General features: G+C 63.2%; 11 protein-coding genes. 10 read left to right on the top strand and 1 reads right to left on the bottom strand.

Features of this window, described 5'->3' with window-relative positions; genetic code table 11:
* The first annotated feature begins 69 nt into the window (after window positions 1-69).
* The 5 genes from ACP7AD_RS13270 to ACP7AD_RS13290 all read left to right on the top strand — a co-directional run bounded on the left by ACP7AD_RS13270 (window position 70) and on the right by ACP7AD_RS13290 (window position 6597).
* A complete protein-coding gene (locus ACP7AD_RS13270) occupies window positions 70-1509 on the top strand; it encodes a sensor histidine kinase N-terminal domain-containing protein (protein ID WP_426148043.1) in 1440 nt (479 codons plus the stop codon).
* Window positions 1510-1794: 285 nt separating this feature from the next.
* Window positions 1795-3180: a glutamine synthetase family protein gene (locus ACP7AD_RS13275; protein ID WP_426148044.1), complete on the top strand. Its 1386-nt coding sequence runs from the start codon at window positions 1795-1797 to the stop codon at window positions 3178-3180.
* A 25-nt stretch (window positions 3181-3205) separates the two neighbouring features.
* The gene (locus ACP7AD_RS13280; RefSeq protein WP_426148045.1) at window positions 3206-4339 is read left to right on the top strand and encodes an iron-containing alcohol dehydrogenase; all 1134 of its coding nucleotides are present in this window, start codon (window positions 3206-3208) and stop codon (window positions 4337-4339) included.
* Between the two features lie 84 nt (window positions 4340-4423).
* Window positions 4424-5227, top strand: coding sequence for a gamma-glutamyl-gamma-aminobutyrate hydrolase family protein (locus ACP7AD_RS13285; RefSeq protein WP_426148046.1), 804 nt, complete (start codon window positions 4424-4426; stop codon window positions 5225-5227).
* On the top strand, window positions 5224-6597 hold the full coding sequence (locus ACP7AD_RS13290; protein ID WP_426148047.1) for an aldehyde dehydrogenase family protein: 1374 nt from the start codon (window positions 5224-5226) through the stop codon (window positions 6595-6597). Before ACP7AD_RS13285 ends, ACP7AD_RS13290 begins: the two co-directional genes overlap by 4 nt.
* A 320-nt stretch (window positions 6598-6917) precedes the next feature.
* On the opposite strand, the gene ACP7AD_RS13295 is transcribed toward ACP7AD_RS13290, so the two are convergent.
* Window positions 6918-9899, bottom strand: coding sequence for a DNA topoisomerase III (locus ACP7AD_RS13295; protein ID WP_426148048.1), 2982 nt, complete (start codon window positions 9897-9899; stop codon window positions 6918-6920).
* Between the two features lie 230 nt (window positions 9900-10129).
* Between ACP7AD_RS13295 and ACP7AD_RS13300 the strand changes: the two genes are divergently transcribed.
* The 5 genes from ACP7AD_RS13300 (at window position 10130) to ACP7AD_RS13320 (ending at window position 17081) form a co-directional block, all read left to right on the top strand.
* Window positions 10130-10624: an SET domain-containing protein gene (locus ACP7AD_RS13300; protein WP_426148074.1), complete on the top strand. Its 495-nt coding sequence runs from the start codon at window positions 10130-10132 to the stop codon at window positions 10622-10624.
* Window positions 10625-10682: 58 nt separating this feature from the next.
* Entirely contained in the window at window positions 10683-11567 is an 885-nt protein-coding gene (locus tag ACP7AD_RS13305; protein ID WP_426148049.1) for a biotin--[acetyl-CoA-carboxylase] ligase, read from the top strand.
* A complete protein-coding gene (locus ACP7AD_RS13310; protein ID WP_426148050.1) occupies window positions 11561-12256 on the top strand; it encodes an SPOR domain-containing protein in 696 nt (231 codons plus the stop codon). The genes ACP7AD_RS13305 and ACP7AD_RS13310 overlap by 7 nt, the downstream gene beginning before the upstream one ends.
* Window positions 12257-12833: 577 nt before the next feature.
* Window positions 12834-14762, top strand: coding sequence for a TAT-dependent nitrous-oxide reductase (gene nosZ, locus ACP7AD_RS13315; protein ID WP_426148051.1), 1929 nt, complete (start codon window positions 12834-12836; stop codon window positions 14760-14762).
* Window positions 14763-14861: 99 nt separating this feature from the next.
* Window positions 14862-17081: a 4Fe-4S binding protein gene (locus tag ACP7AD_RS13320; protein ID WP_426148052.1), complete on the top strand. Its 2220-nt coding sequence runs from the start codon at window positions 14862-14864 to the stop codon at window positions 17079-17081.
* The last annotated feature ends 79 nt before the right edge of the window (window positions 17082-17160 follow it).

The raw sequence follows: 17160 nt of genomic DNA on the forward strand, positions 1-17160 counted from the left end.
TTGCCGGGCTGCAGGCGCAGCGTCCCCTCGGGGGGCCGCGAACCACACGCAGTGGGGAGCGTGGGGGCCATGAGACTCTTTCAGCGCGAGCGGCGCAGCCTGTTCGGCGAAATCCTTGACTGGATGCTCACGCCGCTGCTGCTGCTATGGCCGATCAGCCTGGTGCTGACCTGGCTGGTGGCGCAGAACATCGCTGGCAAGCCCTTCGACCGGGCGCTGGAATACAACGTGCAGGCCCTGGCCAAGCTGCTGGTGGTCAAAAACAACCAGGTCCAGTTCAACCTGACGGCGCCGGCGCGCGAGATTTTGCGGGCCGACGACACCGACCTGATCTACTACCAGGTCATGGGCACACACGGCGAATACCTGAGCGGCGAGCACGCCATGCCCGCGCCGCCGGACGAGGAAAAAGCCGGCGACGGCGAAGTGCGGCTGCGCGAGGACGTGATCCTGGGCGAGGACGTTCGCGTGGCCTACACCTGGATCAAGGTGGAGGTGAAAAGCACCACGCCGGCGAGCATGCCGGTGCTGGTGCAGGTCGCCGAAACGCTGGAAAAGCGCAAGACGCTGGCCACCGAGATCGTCAAGGGCACCATGGTGCCGCAGTTCGTCACGCTGCCGCTGGCGGTGCTGCTGGTGTGGCTGGCGCTGGTGCGCGGCATCAAGCCGCTGGCGCAGCTGGAAAAGCGCATCCGCGCCCGCAAACCCGACGACATGAGTCCGCTCGATGAAAGCGGCGTGCCCGAGGAAGTGGTGCCGCTGGTCGATTCGGTCAACGACCTGCTGAGCCGGCTCAAGGTGTCGCTGTCCACGCAGAAGCGCTTCCTGGCCGACGCCGCGCACCAGCTCAAGACGCCGCTGGCCGGGCTGCGCATGCAGGCCGACCTGGCGCAGCGCGAAACCGATGCCGACCAGTTGAAGAATTCGCTGCGGCACATCGGCGCGGCCAGCATTCGCGCGACCCACACCGTCAACCAGTTGCTGGCGCTGGCGCGCGCCGAGACCACCGGCCGGGCGCTGGCCAGGCAGCGCGTGGACCTGGTCAAGATCGTGTCAAGCATCATGGCCGATTCGGTGCCGCGCGCGCTGGAAAAACGCATCGACCTGGGCTATGACGGCCCGGATGCCGGCGAGCCGGCCACGCACCTGCAAGGCAACCCGACGCTGCTCGGCGAGCTGGTGCGCAACCTGGTGGACAACGCCATCAACTACACGCCGGCGGGCGGCCATGTCACGGTGCGGCTGATGGTGGACCGCTTCAGCGGCATCCTGGTGTTGATCATCGAGGACTCGGGGCCGGGCATTCCGGAGTCGGAGCGCGAACTGGTGTTCCAGCCTTTTTACCGCGCGCTGGGCACGAATGTGGACGGCTCGGGCCTGGGCCTGGCCATCGTGCAGGAAATCGCGCAGCAGCACGGCGCGTCGATCACGGTCGAGGACGCCAACCTGCCCGGCTATCCGGATTCGCCGGGCACGCGCGTGACGCTGCGCTTTGTCGGCATGGCTTGACTCGGGCCGGGTCAGCATAAAAAACTCATCAAAACAGCGTATTGCGCAATATATACGGGCGTAGTCAGCTATTTTTTACATAGCAAACTTAGTGCACTGGCCCGCGCTGGATGCGCAAGCCGGCCAAGCGTGGCAGCCGCGCAACATCGGGCGTTCGTCCTATACCCGCCAGGCACAGACAGGCGCAAAATTTCAGCTTGGTTTGCCTGGGCGAAAGCTGATTCCGCCCAGGCCGCGCAACCCCCTGGCGCACCAGCACACCGGACCCACCGCAAGGAGTTCAGCATGGCGACAGCCGCAGTGGAGAACACACTTCATCCGGCCGTGGAGGCGGTCAAAGCCTCGGGCGCCAGCAAGGTGAAAGTGGCGGTGAGCGACATCGACGGCGTGCTGCGCGGCAAGCTGCTGCACAAGGACAAGTTCTTCAGCGTGGCCGAACCGCATCCGAAGGGCGGCTTTGGTTTTTGCGACGTGGTGCTGGGCTGGGACATGACGGATAGCTGCTACGACAACACCGCCGTCACCGGCTGGCAGCACGGCTTTCCCGATGCGCTGGCGCGGCTGGACCTAGACACTTTCCGCCAGGTGCCGTGGGACGACGGCATGGCGTTTTTCCTGGGCGAATTCGTCAATGCCGACGGCTCGGCGCATGCGGTCTGCCCGCGCCAGACGCTCAAGCGGGTGCTCAAGCGGGCTGAAAAAATGGGCTTTTCGGTCATGACCGGCATGGAATTCGAGTGGTTCAATTTTCTGGAAACGCCGCAAAGCTGGGCTGCCAAGAAAGGCGTGAACCCGGAACCGCTGACGCCCGGCATGTTCGGTTATTCGCTGCTGCGCATGAACCGCAACCGCGAATTCTTCAAGGCGCTGATGGACGAGATGCTGGCCTTCGGCATCCCGATCGAGGGCCTGCACACCGAAACCGGCCCCGGCGTGCTGGAAGCGGCCATCGGCTTTAGCGAAGCCTTGGCCCAGGCCGACCGGGCCATCCTGTTCAAGACCGGCGCCAAGGAAATCGGCGCGCGCTTTGGCATCATGCCCAGCTTCATGGCCAAGCCGCGCCAAGGCCTGCCCGGCTGCAGCGGCCACATCCACCAAAGCCTGTCCGACGGCAAGAACAACCTTTTTTACGACGCCAGCAGCCCGCGCCAGATGAGCCGGCTGTTTGAAAGCTACGTCGCCGGCCAGGTCGCCTGCATGATGGACTTCGGCCCGATGCTCTGGCCGACCATCAACAGCTACAAGCGGCTGGTCGATGGTTTCTGGGCGCCGGTCAAGCCGACCTGGGGCCTGGACAACCGCACCGCCAGCTTTCGCGTGATTGCCGGCAGCCCCAAGGCGACGCGGCTGGAAACGCGCTGCCCCGGCGCCGACGTGAATCCCTACCTGGCGATGGCGGCGGTGATTGCCGCCGGGCTCGACGGCGTGGAAAAAGGCCTGAAGCTCACCACGCCGCCCATCAGCGGCAGCAACGCTGGCGCCGAGCACATCGCCCGCGCGCCGCGCACGCTGATCGAAACCAACCGCATCTTCCAGCAATCAAGCATTGCCCGCGACTGGCTGGGCGATGCCTTTGTCGACCATTTCGCCGCGACGCGCGACTGGGAATGGCGCCAGTGGCTCGACGCGGTGACCGACTGGGAACTCAAGCGTTATTTCGAAATCATCTAGCCCTGCCTGCGCCGGGCCTTTCACCATGAACATCACCACCTTTTCCTTTCCAACCCCCATCCATTTCGGCCTGGGTGCGCGCAAACAGGTGGCAGCGCACCTGCTGCAGGCCGGCTTCAGGCGCCCGCTGGTCGTCACCGACCAGGCGCTGGCCGCGCTGCCGGTGACGGCTGAATTCCTGACGCACCTGGACGGCCTGCACATCGAAGTGTTTGCCGGCGTTTTCGGCAACCCGACGCGCCGCCAGGTCATTGCCGGCAGCGCCGCCTACCAGGCGCACCGGGCTGACTGCGTGATCGGCTTTGGCGGCGGCGCAGCGCTCGACGTGGCCAAGGTTGTTGGCCTGGCCGCCACGGGCGCAGGCGACATCCTGGACTACGCCTGGGACCATCCGCAGGCCAGGGCCATCGAAGGCGAACTGCCGTACTTCATCGCCCTGCCGACGACGGCGGGCACCGGCTCGGAAGTCGGCCGCTCCAGCGTCATCAGCGAGGACGACACGCACCTCAAGCGCGTGATCTTCAGCCCCCGGCTGCTGGCCAGTGCGGTGTTTGCCGACCCCGAACTCACGCTTGGCCTGCCGGCGCATGTCACGGCCGCTACCGGCATGGATGCGCTGACGCACAACATCGAAAGCTATTTGTCACCCGCCTGGCATCCGCTGTGCGACGGCATCGCGCTCGAAGGCACGCGCATCGCGGCGCGCGCCTTGCGCACCGCCGTCAGCGAGCCCGGCAACCTGAACGCGCGCAGCGACATGATGATGGCCTCGATGATGGGCGCGATTGCTTTCCAGAAAGACCTGGGCGCGGTGCATTCCTGCGCGCATGCGCTGGGCGCGGTCTGCGACATGCACCACGGCCTGGCCAATGCGCTGATGATCGACACGGTGCTGGCCTGGAACCATGAAGCAGCGCCCGCCAAGTTCGACGAACTGGCGCATGTTTGCGGCTTGAGAGGCGGCGGCGAGGCGCTGGTGCCGTGGCTGCGGCAGCTCAAAAGCAGCATCGGCCTGGGCGGCACCTTGTCGGGCCACGGCGTCAAGGCCGCGCAGTTGCCCCGGCTCGTTGAGATTGCCACAGCCGACATTTGCCACCAGACCAATCCCCGGCCGTGCAGCGCGGCAGACTTTGAAAGATTGTTCAACGCGGCCTTGTGAGCGCGCGGCCCGGCAGCCAAATCTGCCACCGGGTTGCCGAATTCCAAAAACCAGTCCCTTGTTTTCTCACCAAGTAAAAAAATCATGCCCGCCTCCAGCCGTCTGAAAATTGGTCTTTCCGCGTGTTTTTCCCATGCCGACCCGACGCGTTCATTTTTTTCCGGCAAGACACTGCAGTATGTCGAGCAGTCGATTGCCCACTGGCTCATGTCCTCGGGCTCGATGGTCGTGATGGTGCCCTGCCCGACCGGCAGCACCCAGCGCGGCGACGTGACCTATGCGCATTACGCCCAGTGGCTCGACGGCCTGGTGCTGCACGGCGGCGCCGACGTCTGGCCCGGCAGCTATGGCGAGAAGCCGCTGGACGACCGCTGGTCGGGCGACAAGGTGCGCGACGAGTACGACAAGGCGCTGGTCGCCGCCTTCACCGCGCTGGGCAAGCCGGTGTTCGGCGTCTGCCGGGGCCTGCAGCTGCTCAACGTGGCCTTTGGCGGAACGCTCTACCAGGACATCACCACGCAGGTGCCCGACTCCTTCGTGCACCGCGATGCCGACACCTACGACCTGAACTTTCATAGCGTGAACATTGTTCCCGGAACCCGGTTGTCAAGGCTTTACCCCGGCGTGGAGCGGGTGCGCGTCAACAGCATTCACCACCAGGCGATCAAGGACCTGTCGCCCGAGTTCGAGGCCGAAGCCTTCAGCGTGACCGACGGCATCGTCGAAGCGATACGCCGCAAGGACCCGGCCAAAAGCTATATTGCCGCGCTGCAGTGGCACCCCGAATTTCACAAGCCCGGCTCGGACACGATTGACGACGGCGCCGTGCTGAAAGACTTCCTCGGCGCCGTGGCCGCCGCCAAAACCGCACGCGCGGCCGGATCATGAACCGGCTTGCCGTCCACAACCCCGCCAATGGCGAGCTGATCACCGAATTGCCGGCAGACGATGCGTTGTCTGTCGCTGCCAAGGCTGACCGGGCGCGCGCCGCCCATCCAGCGTGGGCCGTCTTGCCTCTGACTGAGCGAAAAGCCTGCATTGAACGCTTTCGTACCGGCATCGTGGCCGAACTTGAATCATTGGCCACCATCATGACAGGCGAAACCGGCAAGCCCATCAGCATGTCGCGCAATGAACTGAACGGCCTGCTGGGGCGCATAGACTTTTTCCTGGCACAAACGCAAGCCGTCACCGCCACCCAGACCGTTTTCAGCGAAGGCGGCATGCTGGAACAAATCGAGCACCTGCCGCTGGGCGTGGTGGCGAACATCTCGGCCTGGAACTACCCGTGGTTTGTCGGCGGCAATGTGTTCATCCCGGCGCTGCTGACCGGCAATGCGGTGCTCTACAAGCCGTCCGAACATGCCGCCATGACCGGACTGGCCATGGCCCGGCTGCTGCATGCAGCGGGCGTGCCGGGCGATGTGTTCACGCCGCTGATCGGCGGCGGCGAAGTCGGCGCCGCGCTGCTGGCGCAAAAGATCGACGGCCTGTTCTTCACCGGCTCGCATGCCACGGGCGTAAAGATCGCCCAGACCCTCGGACCGCGCCTGGTCAAGCTGCAGCTGGAACTCGGCGGCAAGGACCCGACCTATGTCTGCGAGGATGCCGATGTTCAAAACGCCGCCGCGTCGCTGGCCGATGGCGCGATGTACAACACCGGCCAGAGCTGCTGCTCGGTCGAGCGCATCTACGTGCATGAACGCATTCACGACGCATTCGTCGAAGCCTTCGTGGCCACGGTCAAGGCCTTCAGGGTCGGCGACCCGATGGACGGCGACACCTACATCGGCGCCATCACCCGCGCGCCGCAACTCGACGTGCTCGATGCGCAGGTAGCTGACGCGCTGGCCCGTGGCGCGACCTTGCTGACCGGCGGCCATCGCTTGAGCGGACCGGGCAACTGGTATGCACCGACGGTGTTTTCAAACGTGACTCACGCCATGGAACTGATGCGCGAGGAAAGCTTCGGCCCGCTCATCGGCATCCAGAAAGTGACTGGTGACGAACAAGCGGTGACGCTGATGAACGACAGCCGCTACGGCCTGACCGCAGGCGTCTTCACGCCTGACGAGGCACGCGCGCGGCAACTGCTGGCGCAGGTCAACGCCGGCAGCGTGTACTGGAACTGCTGCGACCGAGTCAGCCCGCGCCTGCCGTGGAGCGGCTGCGGCGATTCGGGCCTAGGCCTGACGCTTTCGACCTATGGCATCCAGGCCTTCACGCGGCCCAAGGCGTGGCACTTGCGGCGGGTTTAGGGCGGACTCGCCCAAGCCGCACCCGCGCCCGCATGGCTCCTTCCCCCGCTGGGGGAAGGCTGGGATGGGGGCCTCCCCGAACCCGAATCCGAATCCGAATCCGCCCAAGCCTGGCAGTCACGATGCAAGCCATCCTGAAAAAATCAGCGGCTGACGTTCCACCACCGCTGGCCCCCATCCCTGCCTTCCCCCAAAAGGGGAAGGAGAAAAACCGGGAGGCAACCATGCACCAAGCTGGTTTATGCATCAAATATGCCGTTTCCGCAGGCTGTGCATGCGTTAGCAGCTATCAATAGCATAGCCAGTTATCCCTGAGGCAATTAGCTCAAATGCTTGCCCACAATCCCGGCCAGCTCAAACATCGTCACCTGCGGCTTGCCGAACACCGCCAGCAGCTTGGCGTCGGCATTGATGGCGCGCTTGTTGGCCGGGTCCTGCAGGTTTTGTTCCTTGATGTAGTCCCACAGCTTCTTGATGACCTGCGGACGCGCCACCTGTTCGGTGCCGATCACGGCGGCCAGCGCGTCGCTGGGTTTGAGGCCGGCGCCTGGCGTGGTCTTGCGGGCGACCTTGGGCTTGTCGATCTTGACGGCGGCGGCCTTCTTGGCCGGCACTTTTTTGGTAGCGGCTTTCTTGGCCGCCGGCGTCGCCGCTGATTTGGCCGCCACCGTCTTGCCGAACGGCGTCTTCACCGTGCCGCTTTTCGCCTTGGGTGCCGCGCCGGGCTTGGGCGGGAACTTGGACGGCGCGAACTCGAAATTCACCTTGCCGGCTTCCTGGTCCCAGACCAGCATGGCCTTGAAGGCGCGCCGCGTGCGCATCGAGACGAACTTGTCGAGCAAATCGGTCTTGCCGGTCACCAGCAATTTCACCATCTGCTCGCGCTCGATGGGCTGCTGCAAAATCACCTGCCCAGTCTTGAAGTCGCAACTCGGCACCGGCTGGTCCAGCGTGGACACCGACTTTTCGCAGACATAGTTCTTTCCCAGTTCATACACGGCGCTGGCGCACTTGGGGCAGGCGCCGAGCGAGGGTTGATCGCCAAAATCGATGATCTCGCCGCTTTCTTCCTTCTTGTCGTCGCCAAAGTCGAATTCGAGCTTGTAGTTCTTGGTTTCCTCGTCAAACTTGATGACCATCTCGGCGGTGAAGGGCCAGCCCGCCTTGGAGCGAAAGCCTTCGAGCGGGCCGATTTTCTTGTCGCGCAGGAATTGCTCGACTTCGGCGGTCTCAAAGGTCCGGCCGGCCGGCGTCTTGCCGAAGCTGAAGCCGCAGCCTTCACCGCTGTCGGTAGTGCCGACGCAGGCATAACGGCGGTAGTTTTCCCGGATCAGGCCGCCGCAGTTCGGGCAGCGCGCCTGCAGCGTCGCGTAGTCGCCGGGAATGCTGTCGCGGCTGTAGCCTTTGGCCTTGGCGACCAGGCGCTCGGTCATGGTCGCAATCTCGGCCATGAAGGTCTCCCGGCTCAGCTTGCCCTGCTCCATCTGCGCCAGCTTATATTCCCATTCGCCGGTCAGCTCGGCCTTGGACAGTTCCTGCACATCCAGGCCGCGCAGCAGCGTCATGAGCTGGAAAGCCTTGGCGGTCGGGATCAGTTCGCGGCCTTCGCGCAGCATGTATTTCTCGGCGATCAAGCCTTCAATGGTGGCGGCGCGGGTGGCCGGCGTGCCCAGGCCCTTTTCCTGCATGGCTTCGCGCAGCTCCTCGTCGTCAATCGTCTTGCCAGCGCCTTCCATCGCTCCGAGCAGCGTCGCTTCGCTGTAGCGAGCGGGCGGGCGGGTTTTCAGGGCTTTCACATCGGCCGATTCGACCCCGACGCGCTCGCCGGGCTTGACCGGCACCAGGCTCTGGCCCTTGTCGCCTTCCTTGGCGTCCGCCACCTCGTCGGCGGCTTCCTTGCCGTAGATCGCCAGCCAGCCCGGCTTGACGAGCACCTTGCCTTCGGTCTTGAAGCTGTGGCCTACCGATACCGAAATGCGCGTCGTCACCAGGTATTCAGCACTCGGGAAAAACACCGCCATGAAGCGCCGCACCACCAGGTCGTAAAGCTTTTGCTCGGCGTCGGACAGGCCGCTGGGCGCCTGCAGCGTCGGGATGATGGCGAAGTGGTCGCTGACCTTGGCATTGTCGAAAATGCGCTTGGTCGGCTTGACATAGTTGCCCTTGATGGCCGTGGCCGCATGCGGCGCCAGATGGCGCATGGCGCTGTTGGCCAGCATTTCAAAGGTCTGCTTCACCACCGGCACATAGTCCTCGGGCAGCGCGCGCGAGTCGGTGCGCGGGTAGGTCAGCGCCTTGTGCCGTTCGTACAGGCTTTGCGCAATCGACAGCGTGGTCTTGGCCGAAAAGCCGAACTTGCCGTTGGCTTCGCGCTGCAAAGAGGTCAGGTCGAACAGCAGGCCGGCGGCCTGGCTGGTCGGCCTGGATTCCTCGGTCACCGTGGCGGTCTGGCCGCGCACCGCGTCGGCAATCGACTTGGCGTCGCGCTCGTTCCAGAGCCGGTCTGATTTCAGTTCGGGATCAGGCTCGGCGCCTTCGCCATTGGCCGCATTGGCGGTGGCACGCTTGAACTTCGGATCAAACCACTTGCCCGGGTATTCGCCGGCCTCGGCCGAGAACAGCGCGTGGATTTCCCAGTAGTCGCGGCTGACGAACTTGCGGATTTTTTCCTCGCGTTCCACGACCACCGACAGCGTTGGCGTCTGCACCCGGCCGACGGTCGTCAGAAAGAAGCCGCCGTCGCGCGAATTGAAGGCGGTCATGGCGCGGGTGCCGTTGATGCCGACCAGCCAGTCGGCCTCGGAGCGGCAGCGCGCCGCGTCGGCCAGCGGCAGCATCTGCGCGTCGCTGCGCAGCGCGGCAAAGCCGTCGCGGATGGCGGCGGGCGTCATCGACTGCAGCCACAGCCGCTTGACCGGGTGCTTGCTCTTGGCGTACTGCTGGATGAGCCGGAAGATCAGTTCGCCCTCGCGGCCCGCGTCGCAGGCATTGACCAGCGCGCCGACGTCTTTGCGCTTGGTCAGCTTGACGATGGCGTTGAGCCGCGTCTTGGTCTTGTCCATGGGTTTGAGGTCAAAGTACGGCGGGATCACCGGCAGGTTGGCAAAGCTCCACTTGCCGCGCTTCACGTCGAATTCCTCGGGCGCCTGGATTTCCACCAGGTGGCCGACCGCCGACGTGATGACCCAGTCGTCGCTTTCAAAGTATTCGTCGTGCTTGTCGAACTTGCCCGCCGTGGGCGTGAGCGCGCGCACGATGTCTTGCGCCACCGAAGGTTTTTCGGCAATTACCAGTGTTTTCATAAATTCTTCTTCTGACTTTTTCATCGTCGGGGAACATTGCCCCCGGTTTGCGCCAAAGCGGCTTTTTTCAATTTCAGAGGCCAGAAAACGGCTGTCAGCCACAGCTTGGGGTCCGTCACTACAATACCGCTTCCTCGCGCCTGCATGCGCGCCGGTGCGCACGCACACACATGAATTAACCATACCAAAAAACCGCCGTGCCCAAAAAACAGGTTCCTGCTTACCCTGCAATGCCTGAGGCTGGCAGCGACAAGCGCCGCATCCAGACCCGCCGCTCGGGGGTGCATGGCAAGGGCGTGTTTGCCTTGCAGGACCTGGCCGAGGGCGAAACGCTGATCGAATACCTAGGCGAGGTCATCAGCTGGCCCGAGGCGCTGCACCGCCATCCGCACGACCCGGCGCAGCCCAACCACACGTTTTACTTCCACATCGACGATGGCCGCGTGATTGACGCCAAGATCGGCGGCAACTCGTCGCGCTGGATCAACCACAGCTGCCAGCCGAACTGCGAGGCCGATGAAGAAAGCGGGCGCGTCTTCATCAAGGCGCTGCGCAACATCGCGGCGGGCGAGGAACTGTTCTACGACTACGGCCTGGTGATTGACGCGCGCTACACGCCCAAGCTGCTAGCCGATTACCCCTGCTGGTGCGGCGCCGGCAATTGCCGGGGCACGCTGCTGGCGCCCAAGGTCCGCAAAAAGGCGCGCAAAACCGCCGAGGGCTGAGCCCGCGCGGCCGGCCAGAATCTGTCTTTCTTCCTCCACCTTTTCCCGCCGCCAGCCCATGACCTCGCCACTGCATTCCCCGCCGCCGATCCGCTGGCCTACCGAAGCCATCTGGGAGGCCGTGGCGCCTGATCTGCCCGGCTTCACGGTCGAGGTGCTGCCCGAGATCGATTCGACCAACAGCGAGCTGATGCGCCGCTTCAAGGGCGGCCCCGGCATGCCGCCGCAGCTTGAACCGGTACTGCTGGTGGCCGAGCAGCAAAGCGCTGGGCGCGGCCGGCTGGGCCGCAGCTGGCAAAGCCGGCGCGGCGACAGCCTGACGTTTTCGCTGGGCCTGCCTTTGGCGCCGGCGGACTGGTCCGGCCTGTCGCTGGCGGTCGGCATCAGCGTGGCCGAAAGCCTGGACCCGCCTGAAGCCGGCCAGGCGCGCCATGCCGCTAGGCCACGCATCGGACTGAAATGGCCGAACGACCTGTGGCTGTCCACGCCGCAGGGCGAGCGCAAGCTGGGCGGCATCCTGGTCGAGACGGCCAGCTGGGAAGGGCTGCGTTACCTGGTGATCGGCGTGGGCATCAACATCCGGCCGGTGCCGCTGGCTGATTCGGCGCCAGCGGCTGCGGTGCCGCCCGGCGGCCTGCAAACGCTCGATGCCAGCCTGGACTCGCCCGAAGCGCTGCTGCGCATCGTGCCGGCGCTGGTGCAGGCGGTGCAGGGCTTTGCGCAGTTCGGTTTCGAGGCGTTCCAGGCGCGGTTTGCCGCGCGCGATGTGCTCGCCGGCCGCATCGTGAAGCTGACGGGCGGCACGCAGGGCACGGCCCATGGTGTTGCCGACAACGGCGCGCTGCGCGTGCTTACCGCTGGCGGCATGGTCGAAGTCACCAGCTCGGAAGTCAGCGTGCGGCCTGTCGCCTCGGAGTCGGCCGGGGGCACGCTGCCATGCTGAGGGCGATGGCCCTGGCGCTGCTGCTGGCCAATGCGCTGTATTTCGCCTGGGGCCAGGGCCTGCTGGCGGCCTATGGCCTGGCGCCTGCCCGGCTGTCCGAACCCGAACGGCTGGCACAGCAGATCCGGCCCGAGGCGATGCAGCTGGTCCTGCCCGCAGCGCCCCCGCCGTTGGCCAGCGCTGCCGTCCGGACCGCGCCAGCGCCAGCCCCATCCGCACCACCCGCGCTTCCCGCCGGCGTCTCCTGCCTGCAGGTCGGCGTGTTCACCGAGCAGCAGGCGCGCGCGCTGCGGCCGCGCCTGAAGGCCGGCCTGCCCGAAGGCAGCTGGTCGTTTGAAAGCAGCGGCGACTCGGTCCGCTGGATCATCTACATGGGCAAGTACGTCAGCAAGGCGGCGATGAACCGCAAGCGCCAGATGCTTGAGCAGCTGGGGCTGCCGTTCGAGCCGCCCCTGAGCCCGATGCTCAACCCCGGGCTGTCTCTGGGCAGTTTTGCCTCGAAAGACGAGGCTGAAGCGGCCTTGGCGCAGATGAACCAGCGCGGCCTGCGCAGCGCGAAGGTGATGCTGGAACGCCCTGAATTGCCTAGCCTGTGGCTCAAGCTGCCGGCGGCCGATGCGTCGATGCGGACCCGCCTGGACATGCTCAAGCCGCAGTTCGGGGGCAAGGCCGTGCAGGCCTGCGCGTAGCCGCCGCGCTGAATCACTCCTTTTTTCATAGCTGGTTGCGCCCACCCCAACTGCGCTAGCGGTCTTTTTCCTTATTTTTTCCCTGCCCCTTGAGCGCAACAGCGGCTCCACGGTTTAAGCGCACCAAGTTTGCTGCACATCAATAAAAACGCATTGCCAATCTATTTTTTTTTGAGTAAAATAACATTCATATTAAATACATCTTAAAGGAACTTCCTTGCCATGAATGCATGGCGGGTAACAACGGCCCCGATGTGCGCCGGAAAACGGGACCAACCGATAGCGCCGCAGCAACCCTGCGCAGCCGATGCGAGAAGCCCGCAGCAAAACAGCTTGTCAAATATTGTAAAAAAGTAAGACTAAGCGTCCCAGCGTACGGACAGGGTGCCGGCTCCCATTTCACAATGAAAAGCCTAAATTCCGACGACGCCAATCGTCCCTGAGCACACCAGCCCCTCCAAAGTCGACGTCGAACCTTCCCTCGGCGGAAGGCGCAACAGCGACCTCATCCATAAATTCGATGCCCCGCATAAAGCGGGCAGCGCAATTTTTCCGACACCAATTTAGGAAATCACTCATGAAAACCGAACAGAAAAACCAGCACGACGAAGACTTGGCCAAGGGCAAGGGTCGTCGAAATTTTCTCAGCCGCAGTGCGCTGCTGGGACTGACGGGTGCCGGCGTGTCGCTGGGCCTGGCCGGCTGCAAGGATGAAGTCGCGACCAAACCGGCTGCAGCCGCTGCAGCAGCGCCAGCGGCCGGGCATGAACTGGCGCCCGGACAACTCGATGACTACTATCACTTCTCCAGTGGCGGCCACTCCGGCGAAGCCCGGATTCTGGGCCTTCCATCAGGCCGTACGCTGCGCCGAATCCCGATCTTCAACATCGATCCGATGGTGGGCTGGGGCATCACGAATGAGTCAAAGGCGATCATGGGCACCAAGCCCGATGGCAGCCTGAAGTACACCACCGGCGACACCCACCACATTCATGGCAGCTACAAGGACGGCACCTACGACGGCCGCTGGCTGTTCACCAACGACAAGATCCATGCCCGGCTGGCGCGCATCCGCATGGACACCATGGAATGCGACAAGATCACCCAACTGCCCAACGTGATGGGTTTTCACGGCATTTTCACCGACAAGCGCGACCCGGTGGACCCCGCCGTCAACTACACGACGCGCGTGTTTTGCGGCCAGGAATTCCACACCCCGCTGCCCAACGACGGCCGCGATCTTGACGACCCGAGCAAATGGGGTTGCCTGTTCACCTGCGTTGATGCCGCCACGATGGAAGTGCGCTGGCAATGCCGGATCGATGGCAACATGGAACTGGTGGCCACCTCGTATGACGGCAAACTGGCCGGTGCGACCAACTACAACACCGAAAACGCGATGGATCTGGCCGGCATGATGACGGCCGAGCGCGATGCCTGCACCATCTTCAATATCGGACGCATTGAAAAAATGGTCAAGGACGGAAAATTCACCACCATAGGCAGCTCCAAGGTGCCGGTGGTCGATGGCCGCAAAGCCGCCAATCCAGACCCAAAGACAGCCGTCACCTGCTATGTCCCGCTGGGCAAAAATCCGCATGGCTTGAATGCCTCGCCAGACGGAAAATACTTTGTCAGTGCCGACAAGCTTTCGCCCACCGCCTCCGTGATTGAGCTGGCACTGGTGCTGAAATGGTTTGATGGCGAGTTGAAGGAGTTGCGCGAAGTCGTCGTAGCCCAGCCTGAAATCGGCCTGGGACCGCTGCACACCGCTTTTGACGGCAAGGGCAACGCCTACACCTCGCTGTTTCTCGACAGCCAGGTCGTCAAATGGAATGTGGCGCAAGCCATTGCCCAGTTCAAGGGCGACAAGACGGCCAAAGTCGTGCTGGACAAGATTGACGTGAACTTCCAGCCTGGCCATGGTTATTCGTCGATGGGCGAAACCAAGGAAGCGGATGGCAAGTACATGAATTCCGGCAACAAGTTTTCCAAGGACCGCTTCCTGCCAGTCGGCCCGCTGCATCCGGAAACCGAGCAGCTGATCAACATCAGCGGCGAAAAAATGGTGACGATTGCGGAGCACACGGCCTACCCCGAGCCGCATGACGGCATCATCGTGCGCCGCGACGTGGTCAAGACGCGCCAGATCTACAACATGGATGACTTCCCGAATGCGGTCAGGGCCGAGAACGCCGGCATTGAGCGCAAGGGCAACAAGGTCCATGTGCGCCTGATGTCGCAGGCGCCAGCCTTCAGCATGCCGGTCATCAAGATCAAGAAGGGCGATGAAGTCACCATCACCCTGACCAACCACGACAAGGTCGAGGACTTGACGCATGGCTGTGCGATTCCGACCTACAACATCTGCTTTATTGTCAATCCGCAGGAAACCAAGTCGGTCACGTTCACGGCCGACCGCGTGGGTGCCTACTGGATTTACTGCACGCACTTCTGCCACGCACTGCACCTTGAAATGCGCAGCCGCTTGTTGATCGAGGCGTAATTTCGCGCCAGATGCAACCTTGGCAAGGTGCGTACAGCGCACCTTGCCAAGCCTCAAACAGCGTTCAACCCAACGCTGATGCGATCGGACCGTAGTTTTATGGAACATTCAGTTTTCCGCAGCCGCTTGCTGCGCCCCTTGTTCATCGTCCTGGCCTTCATGCTCTGCCTGCCGTTCGCGGCGCAGGCTGAAGCGACCGTTTACGACGCCGAGTTGTCCGAGCAATTGAAGCACGGACCGGACCTGTGTGCGGCAGCGCCGTGCCGCGATGTCATGCCCGCCGCGCAGCAGTTTTCCAAGCGCATGGGCGCGCCCAATTACGTCGAAGCGTACGCCGTCGAAGGCGACAAGACGCGCTTGGTGGGCTATGTTTTTCTTTCGACTGACGTGGTCGATATTCCCGCTTATTCGGGCAAACCGGTCGTCACACTGATCGGCATGGACATCCGCGGCATCATTACCGGGGTGCGCGTGCTCAAGCACTCCGAACCCATCTTGCTGGCCGGAATTCCCGAGTCCGCATTGCTTAAATTCATTGCCCAGTATGTTGGCAAAGCCGCCGACGCCAAGCTGGTGATCGGCCGCGACCGGGAGGGCGATGACGCCATCGGGCTGGACGCCATCAGCGGCGCGACCGTCACCGCGATTGCCGAAAACCAGGTGATTTCACGCAGTGCCTACGAGATCGGCAAACAGGTCGGCCTCATCAAGAGCACGCCCCGGCCGCCAGCACGCTTTACGGCGCTGAAAGAGGAGCCGCTGGACTGGGCCGGCTTGCTCAAGGAAGGCAGCGTGCAGCATCTGGTGGTGTCGGCGGCCGACATGGGTCTGCCGGATCAGTCCCAAGCGTACATGGATTTGTATTTCGGTTACCTCAATGTCCCGGCGATTGGCAACAGCCTGCTGGGCGAACGCGGCTACCAGCGGCTGATGCAGGACTTGAAGCCGGACGAACATGCGATCTTCATCATCGGCAACGGGCAGGAGACCTTCAAGGGCTCTGGCTACGTGCGCGGCGGCATTTACGACCGGGTGCAGGTGCGCCAGGACCCGATGACCTTCACGTTCATGGACACCGACTACCAGAATCTTTACGGTCTGCAGCCCGCCGATGTGCCGGGCTTTAAAGAGTCGGCGATTTTCATCATTCGCTCGGCCAGTTTCAATCCGGCCTGGCCATGGCAGCTGACGGTGCTGGCCAACAAGGTCAATGCCGCAACCGGCAGCAAAACCTTTGTGCACTTCGACCAGGAATTGTGGCTGCCTGCGCGCTATCTGGAGGGTGGTCGCCCGCACGTGGACCGCCCCGAAGCGGCGTGGAAGTCGATCTGGAAACATCAAAAGCTTGAAATCACCCTGTTTGTGCTGCTGCTGGGCGTGACCGCACTGGTGTATGCACTGCGCGACAAGCTGGTGCGCAGATCGACCCGCAAACACAAGCCATGGACAGCGGTGCCGCATCACCTGATATGGATTGCCAGCGTTTTATTCCTGGGCTTTTACCTCAAGGCGCAACCGAGCATCACGCAAGTGATGACCTGGTTCCATTCGCTGCTGAACCAGTGGAAGTGGGAGCTGTTCCTGTCGGACCCGTTCATCTTCATCTTCTGGTTGTTCATCGTCGTCACGGTGCTGGTCTGGGGGCGCGGTGTGTTTTGCGGCTGGTTGTGCCCGTTCGGCTCGCTGCAGCAGCTTGCGCACAGCGCCGGCAAGTGGCTTGGCCTGAAACGCTTTCAGGGCCTGCTGCCCAAGCCGCTGCACGACAAGCTCAAATGGATCAAGTACGGCGTGTTTTTTGTCCTGCTCGGCGTGTCTTTTTACTCGATGGAAACGGCCGAGAAACTGGCTGAAATCGAGCCGTTCAAAACGACCTTCATCGTCGGCGTGTGGAACCGCACCTGGCCGTTCTGGCTGTTCATTGGAGGCATTCTGGGCTGGTCTTTTTTCAGCGAGCGTCCGTATTGCAAATACATTTGCCCGCTGGGCGCCGGCCTGGCCATCCCCGGAAAGTTCCCGTTGTTCGGCTTGAAGCGCAAAAAGGAATGCCAGACCTGCCATGCGTGCGCAGCCGGATGCGGCTCCCATGCGATTGATGCTGCCGGCAAGATCGACCCGATGGAATGTATGCTGTGCCTCGATTGCATGGTCCTGTATTACGACGACCATGCCTGTCCGCCGCTGGTCAAGGAGCGCAAGACACGCGAGAAGCAAGGCCTGCCGCTGACCGCCATCAATGCCAAGGGTTACTTCATTCCTCTGGACAGCGTGCGCCGCAATCTGTCCGAAAAAGCGGCGGAACTGGCTGACAGGAACGCCTGACGTGAACAAGGCGGTAGCCGCGCTTTGTGCCTGGACGCCCAGGGCCGTATTGCTCGTCGCTAGCCTGGCGCTGTCTGTC

It is taken from the genome of Polaromonas sp. DSP2-3-2b2, from assembly GCF_049895905.1.
Taxonomy (GTDB): domain Bacteria; phylum Pseudomonadota; class Gammaproteobacteria; order Burkholderiales; family Burkholderiaceae_C; genus Polaromonas.